We start from the raw sequence: 17,523 nt of genomic DNA on the forward strand, positions 1-17,523 counted from the left end.
GAGACCGAGATCCCGGCCTCCTGCGGCGACAACGTCAAGGATCAGGGCGAGGAGTGCGACGACGGCAACGACGACAACACCGACGCCTGCACCAACACCTGCAAGAACGCCGTGTGCGGCGACGGCGTCATCCTCGCCGGCACCGAAGAGTGCGACGACGGCAACGACGTCGACACCGACGAGTGCCTGTCGAGCTGCAAAGCCGCGATCTGCGGTGACGGCCAGATTCAGGAGGGCGTCGAGGCCTGCGACAACGGCGGCGACAACAGCGACACCGCCTACGACGGCTGCACCACCCAGTGCCAGCTCGGCCCGCGCTGCGGCGACAGCGAGGTCCAGGTCCCGCAAGAGGAGTGCGACGACGGCAGCCCCGACGGCGACGACCTGTGCAACGCGTGCAAGAACGTCGCCTTCCGCTACGTATTCGTCACCTCGCAGATCTTCAAGGGTGACGTCAACAAGCTCAACGGTGCGGATAGTCGTTGCATCGTGGCAGCGGCCGAACTTCCAGCGGCGGAATGGACCGCCTGGCTCAGCGACGACGTTCAGTCCGCGGCGGTGCGCATGGATACGAGCTTCATGGGCTGGTACATCCTCCCCGGTCCGGAACCCATCCTCGTCGCCAGAGATTGGGCGGGCCTCACCTCGGGTACCTTGCAGAACCCCATCCATCGGGACGAGCAGGGTAACCCAGTGGCGGGAGACGCTCTCGCCTGGTCCAACACCAAGACCGACGGCAAGATTCTCTCGCTCGACGCAGCCTCGCATTGCAACAACTGGGATTCGAACACCGGCACCAGCAGCGTGGGTAACCCGAACGCCACCGACGCAATGTGGACGAACGAGGGAATTGTTGCGGACTGCAATTCGCTGCACCACCTCTACTGCGTCCAGAACTGAAGCCCGGCCGTTCCCCTTCGAACAGGACCTTGCAGAGCGCGCTTGCAGAGCGCGCCCCCCACGAGTGCCATGCTCTTTCGCGCCGTCGCTCTCCTCGCCTTCATCGCCACTCCTGGCTGCTTCTACAATCCGGAAGGCAGTGTGAGCCAAACGGACACGACCACGGACGAAGTCACGACGTCCGCATCCACGCCCCACGCCACCACGACCGCGACCGGCGCCCCCGCGTGCGGCGACGGCGAGCTCGACCCTGGCGAGGCCTGCGACGACGGCAACCGAACCCCCGGCGACGGCTGCGAGGAAGACTGCAGCGTCACTCCATCATTCCAGTGCGGCAACGGCGAGCTCGACCTTGACGAGCAGTGCGACGACGGCAACACCATCGACGACGACGGCTGCCAGAGCGACTGCACCAAGACCCCCGTCTGCGGCGATGGCACCCAGGCCCCCGGCGAGCTCTGCGACGACGGCAACGCCAGCGACGAGGACGCCTGCCTCGGCGGCTGCGTCCCGGCCACCTGCGGCGACGGCAAGGTCTGGGCCGGCAACGAGCTCTGCGACGACGGCGTCCTGAACGGCGCCTATGGCCACTGCAGCGACGACTGCAGCGGCCCCGGTCCGAGCTGCGGCGACCAGCTCCGCAACGGCGCCGAGGAGTGTGACGACGGCAACCTCTTCGACGACGACGACTGCTCCAACGAGTGCCTCGCCCCGCGGATCGTCTTCGCCACCGCGGCGACGTACAGCGGCGATCTCGGCGGCCTCGACGGCGCCGACGCCAAATGCTTGGAGGCCGCGCAGGCGCTCGCGCTCCCGCCGGACGTCGAGTGGAGCGCATGGCTCAGCGACGCGACGGCCGATCCCGCCACCAGCGACCGCTTCGACACCCTCTACTCCGGTTACTACAAGCTGACCACGGGCGAGGTCGTCGCCCACGGATGGGGCGAGCTGACCACCCTGCCGCTCCAGGCGGCGATCGGCATCGACGAGACCGGCACCCCTCTGGACCTCCCCGCGCCGGTCTGGTCCAACACCTTTCGTAACGGCACCCGCATCGGCGCCGATCACTGCGACAGCTGGACCTCCTCGGCCGTCGAGACCCTGGGCCGCTTGGGCGTCGCCGGGGCCACGAATACGACCTGGAGCGACGCCCCGGCCAACAACCCCGCGGATTGCTCACAACTGCTCCACCTCTATTGTTTTCAGCGGACCGCCCCGCTTTGACACGTCAGTCCTTTTCGGACATGCGACGATTCGTCAACTTTCACCGCGCCTCGCTAAGCATCGAGGGCTCGTGACCTCGGACTATGTCCGCGGTTCAGCCCGCTCCTCTTCCGCCGGCGCCGGCAGCTCGCTCCCCGACACCAGTTCGCCCGCGACGATCTGCCCGAAGATGTCCGCCTGCACGCGGTGCAGCGCCAGCGAGCGCTCGACCACCCACAACAGCTCGAGCAGCTCCTGCGTCAGCGCCTCCGACCACGCGCTCGGCCGCAGCGCATCGAGCGGCGACGACGTGCGGCCGCGCGGCTGCAGCATCCGGCCGCTCAGCCACGACGGCACAATTTTCAATCCCGACACCTCGTAGCCCCACACTGCCGGCGACACCGGCGCGAACCGTCCATCGCCGACCGTGAGCACCTCGTCCGCGTACGAAAATTTCTCCGGCATCGCGCCCACAGGAGTCACGCAGCGCGCCGACCCATCGCGCAGCCGCGCGCGAAACGTGTGCAGACCCAGCAGCTCCGCCCCCACAGCCGCGCAGCGCGAAAACAACTCCTCATCGCGCGTCAGCGGCACCCGGGGCCCCGGCTCCGCCAGCTCCTCGCGCAGCGCCTCGACGTACCCCGGGTGCCCCAGGCAGCCGTACACGTACGCGAACAGCTCCTGCGCCGTCACTGTCCGCGAGAACATGTCTCTTAAAATATCGAGGACGCCGCGCGTCACGTTGGCCTGCGTCGCCCCCCGATCGCGCCACAGCGGGATCACCCCCTTGTCGCCGAACGACCCGCGGAAGTGGTGCAGGTCGGGCACCTCCGCGCACGCCATCACGGCAGGCCCGCGCGACAGCCCGCTCGACAGCAGCGTCGTCAGGTACACCTGCGCCGGCCCTTGCGCCCGCCACAGCGCCGGCCGCAGGCGATCGCCGAGGCGTCCGTCCGCCAAACAGAAGCGGCGGTCCAGCGAGCGCCAGGCGATCCGCTCGACCCGGGGCGTCGGAGCATCCGCCCCCAACGACGCCAGCGCCGGCAGCGGCGACCCGTCGAACAGATCGATCCCCGGCCGCGCGATCGTCCACGCTTCCGTCCCCCGAAAAGCGGCTGCGCGATCCTCCGCTCGCAGCAACGCCCGCCAGCGCCGCTCGAGCAGCTCCGGCGTCTCCGCGATCGGCCACGTCCGCTTCCACTGCGCCCCCGCGTGCTGCCACGGGAACAGGTCGACCAGTCGCGGCCAAAGACCGTAGTCGCCGGAGGCTCCGGGGACGAACGGCGCCTCCCACCCGTCCGGCGCGCGCGACCACGCGAGCTCCTGCAATGATTGCAGCCCCCCGAGCGCTCGCAACTTCTGCTCGCGGCTGAGCCCATCCCCCAGCCGTGTATAAAAGACCTCCGCCGGCCGCGAGCGGTCCCCTCCCTCCCTGCGCAGCCCCACCGCGATGCACACCGGCGTCCGAATCTTGTTAAAAACGTTGGCGGAGCGGCGAGGGCCGAGCGCGTCGCCGCCGAGGTCGATGATCCACAGCGCGTCGAGCACCGCGCGCAGGTGTCGGCGCATCGCCGCGAAGCCCGGCCCGCGCAGGTAGCTCGACGGCGTGATCAGGCAGACGAGCCCCGGCCCTGCCTGCTCGCAGCTCCACCACAACGCCCACCGCCAGAAATAGACATAGGCATTATAAAGATTCTTGGCGTGCTTGCCGACCGCGGCGTCGGGCAAGAAATCGGCCATCAGCGCCCGCTCGCCGCGCCCCGGATCGCCGTGGCGGATCCACCCCCCTCGATCGCTCTCCGTCAGTTCGCGGCGGTCGTACGGCGGATTGCCCATACAGACGCGAATGCGTCCCGCCTCGACCTCACGGCCGTCCGGTCGCGCCAGCGTATCGCGCAGCATCACCCGCACCCCTGCATCGGGCAACCGCGCCCCCGCGGCTCGCAGCGCCCGAGTGACGCGAGCGTGCGCCGCCGCGAACGGCCCCGCCAGCACCTCGTGGGCGACGAGGTTCTCGGCCAGTCGACTCGCACACCCCGCGCCGTCGCCTCCGCTCGCCCGCACGCACCGCAGCGCGTCCGCCACGATCGCCAGCGGGTACACCCCGGTGCCGCACGCCGGATCGGTCACCACCACCTCGGGCGCCGCGAACCCGAGCGGCGCGCCCAACTCGCGCGCCAGCAGCTCGCGCACTGCCACGATTTGCGCATGCACCACCTCCGCCGGCGTGTAGTACGCCCCCGCTTCACGCCGCAGCCGCTCGTCGTACGCCGCCAGGAACTCCTCGTAGAAGTACGCCCCCTCGCCCTCGCGCAGCCCCGCCAGCGAGTCCGCCTCGATCGCCGCCACCGTCGCCTCGAGCTCCCCCAGCGCCGCGCCGATCTCCGCGCGGTGGTCCGCCGCCGCTCGCAGCGCGCGCAGCAGCGGACCCGGCGTCGCTCCCAGGCGCGCGCACGCCCCCGCGACCTCCGACCTCGCCTCGGGGTGTTCGAGCCGATCGGTCCACAGCCCGTACGCGATCGTCTGCGCCAGCGCCTCGGCGAACTCCGCTTCGCCGCCGCAGGCCGCCGGCGACCACTCGTCCGCGAGCGTGCGCAGCCGCGACGTCGGCGCGGCCACGGCCGTCCGCAGCGCGTCGCGCAGCGCCCGGCAGCGCGCGGCCAGCAGCCCCGCCACCTCGCGCGAACTCTTCGGGCCCGGCCGGCGCACGCGCGGAAACATAGCAGAGCAACATCGCGCAGGGCGCCCCACGAGCGCGCGGACGGCGGCCTTGCGGCGAGTGCGTGCATTCGCACCCGCGGGTGCGCCGGCCCGCGGTGATATCCTCCGGGCGGCTCATGCTTCATATCGCCGTCGAACGCGAGGGACAGCCGCGCAAAGAGCTCCGCTTCGCCAAGGACGTGGTCGTCGTCGGCCGCGAGGCCGAGCACGACCTCCAGCTCAACTTCGAGGACGGCGCCTCGCGACAGCACGCCCGCCTGAGCCAAGAGCGCGGCCAGCACTTCGTCGAGGACCTCGGCTCGCGCAACGGCACCAAGGTCAACGGCAAGCGGATCGCCGCCAAGACCCCGATCAAGGCCGGTGACGAGATCGAGGTCGGCAAGGTCAAGATCTACCTGGTCGGAGAGGCAGGTGCCGGCGGCAGCCGCGGCACCGCGCGCGTCCAGCCCCGGGCCGAGGACGACCAGACCACCCAGCGCGCCGTCAAGCAGGCGCCCCGGCCGGCCAAGGCGGCCGCGCCCGAACCTGCTCCGAAGGCCAGGCCCGCCCCGGAGCCGGCCAGGCCCGCGCCCAGGGCCCCGCGGCCGGCGCCCGAGCCCGAAGCTGGCCTTCCGGACAGCAGCATCCGCGTCAACCTGCGCCAGCCCGAGCCCGAGCCGGCGGCCGCGCCCGAGCCGGAGGGCAAGCCGACCGGTCCGGTCAACGACGAGAACGAGGCCTGCCGCAGCCAGATCGATCCGCTGGCCCGGCGCTGGCGCGACCTCGGCAAGCCCGAGGGGCTCCTGCTGCACGGCCCGCTGCTGAAGCGCGGCCTGGCCTGGGCCGCCAGCGACCGCAAGCTGCGGCCGCGCCCGTCCGAGCTGCACCGCGAGTTCATCTACGCCAGCCGCGGCGATCGTCGCCACCGGATCCGCGACCTCGGCCTGCGCGCCGGGGCGCTGACCGTCGCGCTGATCGGCGGCAACGTGGCGGCGCACGTGCTGCACGACGACCTCGTGCTCAAGGACGCCGCCGCCGGGCGCGAGGCCGGCGCCGGACAATGCACCCCCGACAACCCCGCGGTGCAGCGCGCCAACCTCCTGGCCCAAAAGGCAGCCGAGCAGACCGACCTCGAGCTGGCGATCCTCGCCGGCACGCGGGCCGTGAGCGCCGCCGACGGCCCGTGCGCGCGCCAGTCGGACGCCGAGCGGGCGCTGCGGATCGCCCTCTCGCGCCAGCGCAGCCGCGTCATCGGCCGCGGCGCCTCGCCGATCCGCCACGCCGACGTCGCCCGCGACGAGCGCGACGTCGTCACCGTCGACGACACCGGCGCCGTCATCCTCTACGACCGCACCGGCGCCACCCAGCCGAAGACGCTGCCCTCGAGCAGCGGCGCCGGCAAGGTCGCCGCGCTCGGGCCCGAGGGCCGCTGGCTGGCCGTAGGGACAGGCAAGGGCACGGTCGACCTGTGGGACCTGCAGCAGCGCACCGCGCCGAAGCTGACCCGGCAGCTCGAGAGCCACCGCGACCCGGTCACCGCGATCAGCTTCAGCGAGGACGGCCGGTTCTTCGCCACGGGCGACCGCCGCGGCAACGTCACCGTGTGGGACATGCGCGGCACCGACGCCGGCGCCAAGCTCGGCGAGCTGCGGCAGCACAGCGGGGCCATCGAGCAGCTCGTGTTCCGCGACGGCGGCAGCCGCCTGTACTCGTTCGGCGGCAAGCAGGCGATCGCCACCGACCTGCAGGACGGGCGCAAGAAGGGCAAGCAGCTCAACCTCGCCATCGGCGGCGACGCCACCGCCTTCGCCGTCAACGGCGAGGGTGACGAGGTCGTGGTCGGCGACAGCATCGGCCAGGTCGTGCGCTGGCGCGTCCGCACGCTCGCGCGCGCGCAGCAGGACGCGCTCGCCAGCCACACCGGCGCGGTCGTCGACCTCGCGTTCCTCCCCGGCGCCCGCGCCGTCCTGTCCCTCGGGACAGACAAGCAGCTCATCGTCACCGAGCTCGACCAGATGATGCGCGAGGGCAGCGAGCCGCTGCGCGTCGGCCTGCGCGGCCTGCAGGCCGAGCCGAAGGCGCTGGCGGCCGACCCGACCGGGCGGCGGATCGCCGTCGCCGCCCAGGACAACAAGATCTACGTGTGGGACGCCGCCCAGCGCCACACCTCGGCCCAGCCGGTGGTCGTGTTCGACGAGCACGTCGACACCATCGAGTCGGTGCTGCCGAGCTACGACGGCAACTCGCTGCTGTCCGCCTCGGCCGACGGCACCTTGCGGCTGTGGCCGCTGCAGAACGCCGACGCCGGCGGCGCGCTGGCGGTGCTCAGCGATCACCGCGGCCCGATCACCGGCCTCGGCCTCAGCAGCGACGGCGGCCGCATGGTCTCGCTGGGCCAGGACAAGGCCCTCCGCGCCTGGCGCCTCGACAACCGCGGCACCCCGCGGCGGATCCTCGAGCGCACCTTCGAGCAGGCCCCGCAGGCGCTGGCCGTCAGCCCCGACGGTGTGTGGGCGGCCGTCGGCGTCGAGCGCCAGCTCCTCATCTACAGCCTCAGCGGCAGCGAGCGCGAGCCCAAGCCGATCGAGCGCGCCCAGCACGACGACCTCATCAGCCACGTCGCCTTCAGCCCGGACAACCGCTGGCTGGTCAGCGCCGACTTCTCCGGCGCGATCAACACCTGGTCGATGAAGAGCGACGGCCCCGAGGACAGCCCGGCCCGAGGCGTCGCGCTCGGCCGCTCGATCACCGCGCTGGCCGTGTCGCCCAGCAGCCCCTACTTCGCGGTCGCGGCGGCCGACAACCGGGTCACGCTGTGGCCGATGACCGGCAACGGCGGCGAGCAGCAGGTCGTGCAGCACGAGAAGTCGGTGCTGTCGCTGACGTTCAGCGGCGGCGGCGACCTGCTGGTCTCGACCAGCGACGACGCCCGCGCGATCCTCCGCACCGTCGACAAGGGCAAGACCGCCGAGCTGCCCGAGCGCTCGGCCGTGGCTCACGACTCGCGCGTGCGCGCGGCGGCGTTCAGCCCCGACAAGCGCTGGCTGGCGACCGGCAGCGACGACGGCGTCATCAACATGACCGACCTCAAGAACATGACCGAGCGGAGCAAGCCGCTCAAGGGTCACGAGACGGCCATCACCGCCCTGTTCTTCGAGCCAGGCAGCGAGCTCCTGGTGTCCGCCAGCGCCGACAAGACCTTGCGGCTGTGGCTCGTCGACGACCTCAGCCGTGGCGGCGAGGTGCGATCGATCCCCCTCACCGGCCACGCCGGTCCCGTCAGCGCCATGCGCGTCGACGGCACCGGCCGCCTGCTCGCCAGCAGCGGCGCCGACGGGGCCCTGCGCGTCTGGCCGCTCAAGCACGACCTCCTGATCGCGCTGGCCTGCCGCACCGTCGGCCGCGACTTCAGCGACGACGAGTGGAGCACGCTCTACCCCGGCGAGCCAATCGAGCCGCTGTGCGAGGGCAAGTAGCCCGCCGTCCGCGGTCCGCACAATCCCCGGCGAATGTGCCTACCCGGAGAGCGCCACCATTCGTCGCGCCGGCGGTCTCGCACGTGCGCGTCTCGTAGCGCCCGCTCGCGGGGGCCCGGCTCACTTCGCGTTGCTACACGCGGTGTCGGTCGGGTCGCACTTGAAGCGGACGTGGATGTGATGGATATGCCCGTCCGAGTGCATCACCAGCGCCGGCGTGCCCTTGGGCCGCGGCCACTGGATCAGCTTCTTCAGCTCGGCCGGCGTCTCGCCCTCGGCGACCGCCGCCTTGTGCAGCTCCTCTTGCAGCCAGTGCGACAGGAAGATCTCCTGGACCGCGCCGGTCGAGTGCAGCGCGCGGATGAACCGCCACGTCGTGCGCCAGTCGACCTCCTCGGGCTCGGGCCGGCAGCTCGTCGTGCTGCAGTTCTTGCAGCCGTCGAGGTAGCGCTTGCGCTTCACCTGCAGCCAGATGTCGGCGTCGCGACCTGACTGATGCGACTTGTGACGCCCGTAGCCGCCGCCGTCCTTGAGGCTGAGGTCGGCGATCATGACCTGGTTGGTGAAGCCCTGGGCGCGGAACTCGGAGAGCCCGCGCAGCAGCTGCGACAGCGTGTAGTTGGTCGCGTAGGCGTGCGAGGCGCAGCGGACGTCGGCCAGCGCCGACGGCAGCAGCTGGACCGGGTTGACGAGCGTCCCGCTGGTCACGCCGCCGACCGAGCTCGCGCCCTCGGGGACGATGAAGATCGGCAGGTCGTCGGGGTTCGGCGTCTTGGCCCCGAACTGACCGGCGTCGATCCACAGCGTCAGCTCCTCGCCGCCCTTGAGCCGGTCGGGCGCCGTCGGGTTGAACTGGCGCAGCTTGTCGACGCTCGTGCTGTACAGGTTGGCCACCGCCAGCCAGTCCTCGCCCTCGCCGACCGTGTAGTACTCCTGGACCAGCGGCGGCCGCGGCGGACGCGTCGTGCGGACCTTGAGCTTCATGTCCGGCACCAGCGTCGTCACCCCGCCGTTCCACTGCTGCAGCAGCACCGGCGACACCTCGTAGTAGCGGGCGATGTCCTCGAACGTCTCGCCCGGGCTGACCTGGTGCTCGATCCACTCCTCGCGCGCCGCCTGTCCCGAATAACCTGTCCTCTCGACCACCTGATCGTCGACCGCCGCCGTCGGCGTCGCGGGCGGCGGCTCGGGCTGCGCCGCCTCGGGCCGCTTGAACAGGAAGATCGCCAGCGCGCCGAGCAGCACGCCCGCGGTCGTGAACTGCACGGCCCGGCGGATCATGTGCGCCCGCATGCTCGCGCCGACGAACTCGCGCAGCAGCGGCTCGGCCTCGACCTCGGCCCGCTGCGCCGGCACGGCCATCCAACCCTCGGCCAGCGCCAGGTCGCGGCCGTGCAGCAGCAGCCGCCGCGCCCGCCCGTGGTCGACCCACTCGCGGGCGTAGCGGGCCAGCCGGCGCTGCTCCGCCGCCCGCTGCTCGTCCTCGCCGCGGGCCAGCGCGACCGGCTCGAATTTCAGCTTCTGCTCGATCTTCCGGTCGCGGTCGTCGTCGGCGATCTCGAGCACGTAGGCGCCGACGCTGAGGCGGTCGCCGGGGCCGAACTCGGTCGGCTCGACGCAGCGGCGCGAGTTGATGTAGGTGCCGTTGCGCGAGCCGCGGTCGGTGACGATGAGCTTGTCGCCCCGCATGGAGATCCGGCAGTGCTTGCCGGACACGCCGTGGCCGCCGAGGACGAGGTTGGAGTCGACGCTGCTGCCGACCTGCATCTCCGGGCCCTTGAACGCGACCCGGCGCTCGTCGCCGTCCGGTGATATGACCTTGAAGACAGGTCCGTCGGCCACGGAGTCCTCCTCAGTTGGCCAGCAGCATGACGAGCAGGCCGATCATGATCAGCAGGCCGCAGGCGACGTTGACGATGATCAGCGTCTTCTGCAGCGACCACTCGGCCGGCCGCTTGGCCACCGCGGCGGCGGTCGGGCCGTCGAGCGCCATGGTGGCCTCGGCCGGGCGGGCGCGCGACGAGACCGCGGAGGCCGCGTCGGGCAGCGCCATCGTCGTCTCGCCCTGCGGGATGTTCGGGTCGGGCAGGATCATCGTCGTGTCCTGCCGCGCCGGCGCTCCGCCCTGGTCGGGCAGGATCATCGTCGACTCGGCCCGCGGCGCCGACGGGTCGGGCAGGATCATCGTCGACTCGCTCGGGGGCGGCTTGCCCTGCCCGAGCACCACCGTGCCGCCGCTGCCGACGGCCGGGTGGCTGTCGGTGCGGAACACGACCGTGCGGTCGACCGGCGCCTCGTCCCCGCCCGCGCCGGTGGTCGGCGCCACGACGGTGCGCCCGGCCCCGGTGGTCGGCGCGACGATCGTGCGCCCCGGCGCCTGCGGGTCGACGACGGTCGCGCTCGCCGGCCGGAGCGCGGCGAGGTTGTTGTTGGGCCCGGTGGTGCCTGTCCTCGGGGACATGCTCGGCGCGATGACGGTGCGCTCGGCCGGCGGCGTCGTCGGCTTCTGCGGCACGGGCGACTTCTGCAGCAGCAGGTTCGCGCCGGTGCGGCCGGGCCGCTTGCTCGGCATCAACGTCGTGGTCGTGTCGTCCTCGTCGTCCTCTTCGGTGACGGTGCCGGACGGGCGCGGCGTCTGGCCGCGGACCTCGATCATCGTGCCCGCCGCGGTCACCGGCGCGCCGGGAGTGATCCCGGGGAAGCGACGCACGTGGGCGATCGCGTCGGCCATCGCCTTGAGGTCGGCGAAGCGCTCCTCGGGCTGCTTCCCGAGCGCGCGACGGATGAGGCCCTCGACGCCGACCGGCACGCCCGCGTCGGGCGCGACGTCGGCGAGCCTGGGCGGCGGCTCGGCCATGATCTTGCGCGCGACCTCGTAATAGGACTGGCCGTGGAACGGCAGCTGGCCGCTGACCAGCTCGAACAGCACGACCCCGAGCGCGAACACGTCGGTGCGCTCGTCGGTCGGCCGGCCCTCGAGCTGCTCGGGCGCGCGGTAGTCGACGCTGCTGCCGAGCGCCGAGTCGACGCGCGTGCTGTCGTTCGAGACGAGCTCCAGCTCGGCGATCGCATAGTCGAGGACCCGCACCTCGCCGCGATCCGTGACGAAGATGTTGCTCGGCTTGAGATCGCGGTGTGCCGCCCGCGTGCTCGAATAGACCGCGTGGAGGATCTCCGCCGTCTGGCCGCACAGCTCGAGCGCGCGCATCCACGGCATGCGACCGAGGCGCGCGCGCAGCTTGCCGACGTCGTCGCCGGTCAGAGAGTCCATCACCACGATCGGCGGGTTGCGCGAGGCCAGCCCGAGCCCGCGCGGCAGCACGAGCCCGGAGTGGCCGGCGCGACCGGCGGTCGCGACCAGCTTGGCGTAGCGGTCGAGCGCGTCGTCGCCGGCGCGCCCGGGGTCCAGGATCTTGAGCGCGACGGCCCTCTGACCCTGGGTGTCCCAGGCGCGGAACACCTGCCCGACTCCCCCGCCTCCGAGGGACTCGCGCAGCTGGTAGCGGCCGCCGACGACGGCGCCGACTCGATGTGACGAAGTGACTGCCACCTGGCTAGGACTTGTCCAGCTTGCCGACGAGCGACAGGGTGAACTCGGCGCCCTCGAACTTGAGGTGCGGCTCGATGGCCAGGTTGCAGCGGTACCAGCCGACCTGTCCCTCGACCTCCTCGACGATCACCTTGGCCTTGCGCAGCGGCTTGCGCGAGCGCGTGGCGGCCGGCGGATCGGGCATGTCCGACACGTACTGGCGGATCCAGTTGTTCAGCTCGCGGTCGAGGTCGGCGCGGCTCTTCCACGTGCCGATCTGCTCGCGCTGCAGGACCTTCATGTAGTGGGCGAGGCGCGTGATCACGAACATGTACGGGAGGCGCGTCCCGAGCATGTAGTTGGTCTGCGCGGCCTGCCCCTCGGCGGTCTTGGCGAACACCTTGGGCCGCTGGATCGAGTTCGCGGAGAAGAACGCCGCGTTGTCGGAGTCCTTGCGGAACACCAAGCCGATGAAGCCCTGCTCGGCGAGCTCGTACTCGCGGCGGTCGTCGAGCGAGACCTCGGTCGGGATCTTGCTCTTGATCTCGCCGCCCTGCTCGTACTGGTGGAGCGGCAGGTTGTAGACCGCGCCGCCGCCCTGCGGGCCGATGATGTTCGGGCACCAGCGGTACTTGGCGAAGCTGTCGGCGATCTTGGCGGCCATCGCCAGCGACGCCGGGCCCCACAGGTACGCGTCGTGGTTGTCGATCACCTCCTCGGTGAAGTCGAACTGCTTGACCGACAGCTCGCTCTCGCGCTTGCCGTACGGCGCGCGCAGCATGAACCGCGGCATGCACATGCCGAGGTAGCGGGCGTCCTCGGTCTCGCGCAGGCTGTTCCACTTGGCGTACTGCGGGCCCTCGAACAGCGCCTGCAGGTCCTTGAGCTTGGGCAGCTCGGTGAACGACTGCACGCCGAACATCTTCGGCGAGGCGTTGCCGAGGAACGGCGCGTGCGCCATGGCGCCGACGGCCGCGAACTGCTTGAGCAGCTGGATGTCCTCGGTGCCGGTGCCGAAGTCGTAGGTCGAGCAGATCACCCCGTAGGGCTTGCCGCCGAACACGCCGAAGTTGTTGCGGTAGATCGTGTTGTACAGGCCCGACTTGGTGATGTCGGGGGCGTCCTCGAAGTCGACTCGGAGGTCTTCCTTGGTCGCGTTGACGATCTCGAGGCGGACGTTCTCGCGGAAGTCGATCTGGTCGACCAGGTACTTGAGGCCGCGCCACGACGACTCGAGCTGGCGGACCTGCGGGTGGTGGAGGATCTGGTTGACCTGCGCGGTGAGGCGGCGGTCGATGTCGGCGATCATCTCGTCGATGAGGCTCTTGTCGATCTTCGGCGCGACCTCGTTCGAGCGCAGCAGATCGTCCATCAGCTTGCGGGTGCCGCGGCGGACCAGCTCATAGGCCTCGCCGTCGGTCGGGCCGAGCTTGGTCTCGGACAGCAGCGAGTCGAGTAGCGAGTCCTGCACCTCGGTCTGCCGCTGCGAGGCTGTCTGGGAATTCGTGTCCGTCATGTCCTAAAACTCCTTCTGCGATTCGGTCGCGGGCGCCTCACGACCCCGGCTTGTCCTCGATCCCCAGCTCCTTGATCAGCCGCGCGCGCTTGTCCGGGTCGCGCAGCGCCTCGACGAGCTTCTTCTTGAACTCCGGCACGTTGCCGCCGACCAGCGGGCCCTTGAGAGCGGTGAGCGCGTTGCGCAGCTCCATCAGCTCCTTCAGCTCCGGCACCTGCTCGACGATCCCCTCGGGGCGGAAGTCCTTCAGCGTGTCGAACTTGAGGTTCAGCGAGAGGTCGCCCTGGTCCCCGTCGGTCAGCTTGTTGGTCACGCTGATCGAGGTCTCGAGCTTCTGCGCCGCCATCACCTTGTCGAAGTTGTCCTTGTCGACGTTGATGGGCACGCGCTCCTCGACCGGCCGGTCGTCCTGCCGCCCGGTGAAGTCGCCGAGCATGAGGATCTTGAGCGGGAGCTCGACTTCCTCCGCAGCCCCGTCCGTGGCCGGCTTGTACGTGATGTTCACGCGCTCCTTCGGCGCGACCGATCCCTCTTTACCCTTGCTCATGAAGGCACCATCCTCGCGGACACTACTGTTTTCCTCGCCCCGTCTGTCCCCGCGGTGCGCCAGACAGCGGCACCTCTGCGGCATGGACCATAGAACGGCCGGCCGTCCGACGTCCAGAGCGTGCGACGAGCGCCGCGATCGCGCGCGCGCGAAATCACCGCACGCTGACGCCGACGTAACGCGGATAAGGGCGCTCCGGACTTCGCCTTGAGCTCGCGCGAAAGTGACACCTGGCGCGGTTTCGAACCTGCGCGATTGTGCGAGCCAAAGTCGCGTTGGAGGCCGCGCAGGCGCGAAAATACCGGGGTTGCGCCCGTAGCCGGCCGCGGGGCCTTTGATAAGGTGTCCCGCATGGCTGAGACCGTCCATCTGTACCTGAAAGCGAATGGCCAAGACATCCAGGGCGAGAGCTCGCAGACCTCGCTCGGTCGCGAGAACTCGATCGAGTGCGTCGAATTCCAAGACAGCGTCCGCACCGCGCGTGAGCACGGCAGCCGCGCCGCCGTCGGTCGCCGCGTCCACGCGCCCATCCGCGTCGTGAAGCGCATCGACAAGAGCTCGCCCCTGATCGCCAAGGCCCTGTGCCGCAACGAGAGAATCGACGCCGAGTTCAAGTTCTTCCGCCCCAATCCGAGCGGCGACGGCACCACGGAGCAGTTCTTCACCGTCAAGCTGGAGAACGGCCGCATCGACTCGATCGAGCGCCTCTCGCCCAACGCCCTCGACCCGGCCGAGGCCAAGGCCCCGCCGCTCGAGACGGTGAGCATCGTCTACCACACCATCACGTGGATCTTCGTCCCCACGGGCGCCGAATTCGTCGACTCGTGGTCGAACAGCGACGGCGCGTAAGCAGCGTTCGTTGCACATAAAACGGCCTGGCGCGAGAGTTCGTCTCCGCGCCTGGCCGGCCCGCCTTTCTACTATAGCGCTCCCCCTCCATCCCCAAACATCCCCGCGAGAGACCCGCATGCGCGTCGACCCGAAAGCGATCGTTCGAAGGCTCAACCCGACCTGCACCTCGATGCTCGAGGCCGCGGTGTCCCACGCCGCCAGCTCCCGCTACTACGAGATCGTGCCGGAGCACCTGCTCGCCGCGATCCTGAGCGGCGAAGACACCGACGCGGCGAAGATCCTCTCGCACTTCAACCAGGACGCCGCCCGCCTGCGCCAGCGCGTGCAACGTGTCCTCGAGACCATGCGCACCGGCAACGCCGGCCGCCCCGTATTCGCCGAGACCCTCTTCCAGTGGCTCGAGGACGCGTGGGTCGTCGCCTCGCTGCAGTACGGCGCCACCGAGATCCGCACCGGCCACCTGATCCAGCAGTGGTGCGCCCGCGGCCACCGCTACAGCGCCGAGACGCTGGCCGAGCTGGCCGCGATCGACCTCGAGACGCTGCGCAAGGACCTCGAGGGCATCACCGCCGGCTCGAAGGAGGCCGTGCGCGCCGCCTCGGCTCCCGCGGCCAGCGGCGGCGGAGCGGCGGCCGCCACCCCGGTGGCCGCCGGCGAGCAGGCGCTGCGCCGCTTCACCTCCTCGTACACGCAGAAGGCCCGCGAGGGCAAGATCGACCCGGTGTTCGGTCGCCACCAGGAGATCCGCCAGCTCGTGGAGATCTTGACCCGCCGGCGCAAGAACAACCCGATCCTCGTCGGCGAGCCCGGCGTCGGCAAGACCGCGCTCGTCGAGGGCCTCGCGCGCGCGATCATCGAGGGCGACGTCCCGTCCTCGCTGCACGACGTCGAGCTGCTCGAGCTCGACATGGGCCTCATGCAGGCCGGCGCCGGCGTGCGCGGCGAGTTCGAGAAGCGCCTCAAGGCCGTCATCGAGGAGGTCAAGTCCTCGCCGAAGCCGATCGTCCTGTTCATCGACGAGGCCCACACCATCGTCGGCAACAAGGACAACGACGCCACCAACATCCTCAAGCCCGCGCTCGCCCGCGGCGAGCTGCGCACGATCGCCGCCACCACCTGGTCCGAGTACAAGAAGTACTTCGAGAAGGACGCCGCGTTCGCCCGCCGCTTCCAGTTGGTCAAGGTCGACGAGCCGTCCGAGGAGCAGGCCCTCGTCATGCTCCGCGGCCTGCGGGACACCTACGAGCGCACCCACACCGTGACGATCCGCGACGAGGCGCTGATCGCCGCCGTCAAGCTCAGCCACCGCTACATCTCCGGCCGCCAGCTGCCCGACAAGGCGGTCGACCTGCTCGACACGGCCTCGACGCGGGTGAAGATCGAGCAGGCCTCGCGGCCCGAGGCGATGCTGCGCCAGGAGCAGGAGCTCGCCGCGCTGAAGCGGGAGATCGGCGCGCTCGAGCGGGAGGACCGCGAGGGCAACCTCGTCGACCTGGCTCACCTCTCCGAGCTGCGCGACAAGCTGCGCGCCGGCGAGGACGAGCGCGCCGCGCTCGAGAAGCGCTGGCAGGAGGAGAAGGAGGCGCTGGTCGCCGTCGACAAGGCCCGCGAGGCCCTGCGCGCCGCCGGCGAGGCCGCCACCGAAGAGCTCCGCGAGGCCAAGCGAGCCGCCGACGCCGCGCTCGTCGCCGCCGGCGGCGAGGAGCGCCTGATCCACGCCGAGGTCGACAGCGACGCGGTCGCCCGCGTCGTCTCCAACTGGACCGGCATCCCCGTCGGCAACATGAAGCGCGACGCGATGGAGAGCCTGCTGCGCCTCGAGGACACCCTCACCGAGCGCGTCAAGGGCCAGCCCAACGCCGTCAAGGTCGTGTCGGAGACGCTGCGGATCGCCCACGCCGGCATCCGCAACCCGAGCACCCCGATCGGCGTGCTGCTGTTCGTCGGCACCAGCGGCGTCGGCAAGACCGAGACCGCCACCGCCCTCGCCGACCTGCTCTACGGCGGCGAGCGCTTCATGACGACGATCAACATGTCGGAGTTCCAGGAGAAGCACACGGTGTCGCGCCTGATCGGCTCGCCGCCGGGCTACGTCGGCTACGGCGAGGGCGGCGTGCTGACCGAGGCCGTGCGTCAGCGGCCCTACTCGGTGGTCCTCCTCGACGAGTGCGAGAAGGCCGACCTCGACGTCATGAACCTGTTCTACCAGGTGTTCGACAAGGGCATGCTGTCGGACGGCGAGGGCCGCCTCATCGACTTCAAGAACACGATCGTGATCCTCACCAGCAACCTGGCCTCGGACGCGATCATGAAGCTGACCGACAACGGCCTGACCGCGCGCACGCCCGAGGAGTTGGTCGAGGCGATCCGGCCGACCCTGTCGAAGCACTTCAAGCCGGCGCTGCTGGCCCGCATGTCGATCGTGCCGTTCCAGCCGCTGCCGCCGCCGGTGCTGCGCGAGATCACCGAGCTCAAGCTCAAGGGCCTGCGGAGGCGCCTGTGGGACAGCCACAAGATCGAGGCCGAGGTGCTGCCCGAGGTCTACGACGCCATGGCCGCCCGCTGCACCGAGTCCGAGACCGGCGCACGCAACGTCGACCACATCCTCCGCGGCTCGCTCATGCCGGTCCTCAGCCGCAAGCTGCTCGAGACGTTCGCCGCCGGCCAGCAGCCGAGCAAGGTCCGGATCGGCCTCGGCAAGGAAGGCGAGGCCTGGGACATCACCTTCGATCCGTTGCCCGCCTGACGACGTTCGCCCGGGCTTGTCCGCGGGCGACGAGGTAGATCCACCCCCGGGGAT

Annotated in this window: 10 protein-coding genes; 5 read left to right on the forward strand and 5 right to left on the reverse strand. The window is 70.7% G+C overall.

Annotated elements, in window-relative coordinates:
- Nucleotides 1-9: 9 nt before the first annotated feature.
- Complete coding sequence (locus tag NAEX_RS10365; protein WP_256254088.1) at nucleotides 10-900, forward strand: DUF4215 domain-containing protein; 891 nt, start codon at nucleotides 10-12, stop codon at nucleotides 898-900.
- 141 nt (nucleotides 901-1,041) lie between these two features.
- Nucleotides 1,042-2,124: a DUF4215 domain-containing protein gene (locus NAEX_RS47610; RefSeq protein WP_245913668.1), complete on the forward strand. Its 1,083-nt coding sequence runs from the start codon at nucleotides 1,042-1,044 to the stop codon at nucleotides 2,122-2,124.
- An 81-nt stretch (nucleotides 2,125-2,205) separates the two neighbouring features.
- On the opposite strand, the gene NAEX_RS10375 is transcribed toward NAEX_RS47610, so the two are convergent.
- Nucleotides 2,206-4,812, reverse strand: coding sequence for a type ISP restriction/modification enzyme (locus NAEX_RS10375; protein ID WP_170135620.1), 2,607 nt, complete (start codon nucleotides 4,810-4,812; stop codon nucleotides 2,206-2,208).
- 128 nt (nucleotides 4,813-4,940) lie between these two features.
- Between NAEX_RS10375 and NAEX_RS10380 the strand changes: the two genes are divergently transcribed.
- A complete protein-coding gene (locus NAEX_RS10380) occupies nucleotides 4,941-8,279 on the forward strand; it encodes an FHA domain-containing protein (protein ID WP_096327350.1) in 3,339 nt (1,112 codons plus the stop codon).
- Nucleotides 8,280-8,399: 120 nt separating this feature from the next.
- Here the strand turns inward: NAEX_RS10380 and NAEX_RS10385 are convergent, their stop codons facing one another.
- The 4 genes from NAEX_RS10385 to tssB are packed head-to-tail and all read right to left on the reverse strand — an operon-like array spanning nucleotide 8,400 to nucleotide 13,871.
- Nucleotides 8,400-10,121 carry a penicillin-insensitive murein endopeptidase gene (locus NAEX_RS10385; RefSeq protein ID WP_096327351.1) on the reverse strand — a complete coding sequence of 574 codons (1,722 nt, stop codon included), beginning with the start codon at nucleotides 10,119-10,121 and terminating at the stop codon, nucleotides 8,400-8,402.
- A gap of 10 nt (nucleotides 10,122-10,131) precedes the next feature.
- On the reverse strand, nucleotides 10,132-11,829 hold the full coding sequence (locus NAEX_RS10390; RefSeq protein ID WP_096327352.1) for a serine/threonine protein kinase: 1,698 nt from the start codon (nucleotides 11,827-11,829) through the stop codon (nucleotides 10,132-10,134).
- Nucleotides 11,830-11,833: 4 nt separating this feature from the next.
- Nucleotides 11,834-13,324, reverse strand: coding sequence for a type VI secretion system contractile sheath large subunit (gene tssC, locus NAEX_RS10395; RefSeq protein ID WP_096327353.1), 1,491 nt, complete (start codon nucleotides 13,322-13,324; stop codon nucleotides 11,834-11,836).
- A 37-nt stretch (nucleotides 13,325-13,361) separates the two neighbouring features.
- On the reverse strand, nucleotides 13,362-13,871 hold the full coding sequence (gene tssB / locus NAEX_RS10400; RefSeq protein ID WP_096327354.1) for a type VI secretion system contractile sheath small subunit: 510 nt from the start codon (nucleotides 13,869-13,871) through the stop codon (nucleotides 13,362-13,364).
- Between the two features lie 351 nt (nucleotides 13,872-14,222).
- Here tssB and tssD point away from each other — a divergent pair, with 351 nt between their 5' ends.
- The gene (gene tssD / locus NAEX_RS10405) at nucleotides 14,223-14,720 is read left to right on the forward strand and encodes a type VI secretion system tube protein TssD (RefSeq protein WP_096327355.1); all 498 of its coding nucleotides are present in this window, start codon (nucleotides 14,223-14,225) and stop codon (nucleotides 14,718-14,720) included.
- Nucleotides 14,721-14,838: 118 nt separating this feature from the next.
- On the forward strand, nucleotides 14,839-17,469 hold the full coding sequence (gene tssH / locus NAEX_RS10410) for a type VI secretion system ATPase TssH (RefSeq protein ID WP_096327356.1): 2,631 nt from the start codon (nucleotides 14,839-14,841) through the stop codon (nucleotides 17,467-17,469).
- Nucleotides 17,470-17,523: the final 54 nt, after the last annotated feature.

It is taken from the genome of Nannocystis exedens (assembly GCF_002343915.1).
GTDB lineage: Bacteria > Myxococcota_A > Polyangia > Nannocystales > Nannocystaceae > Nannocystis > Nannocystis exedens.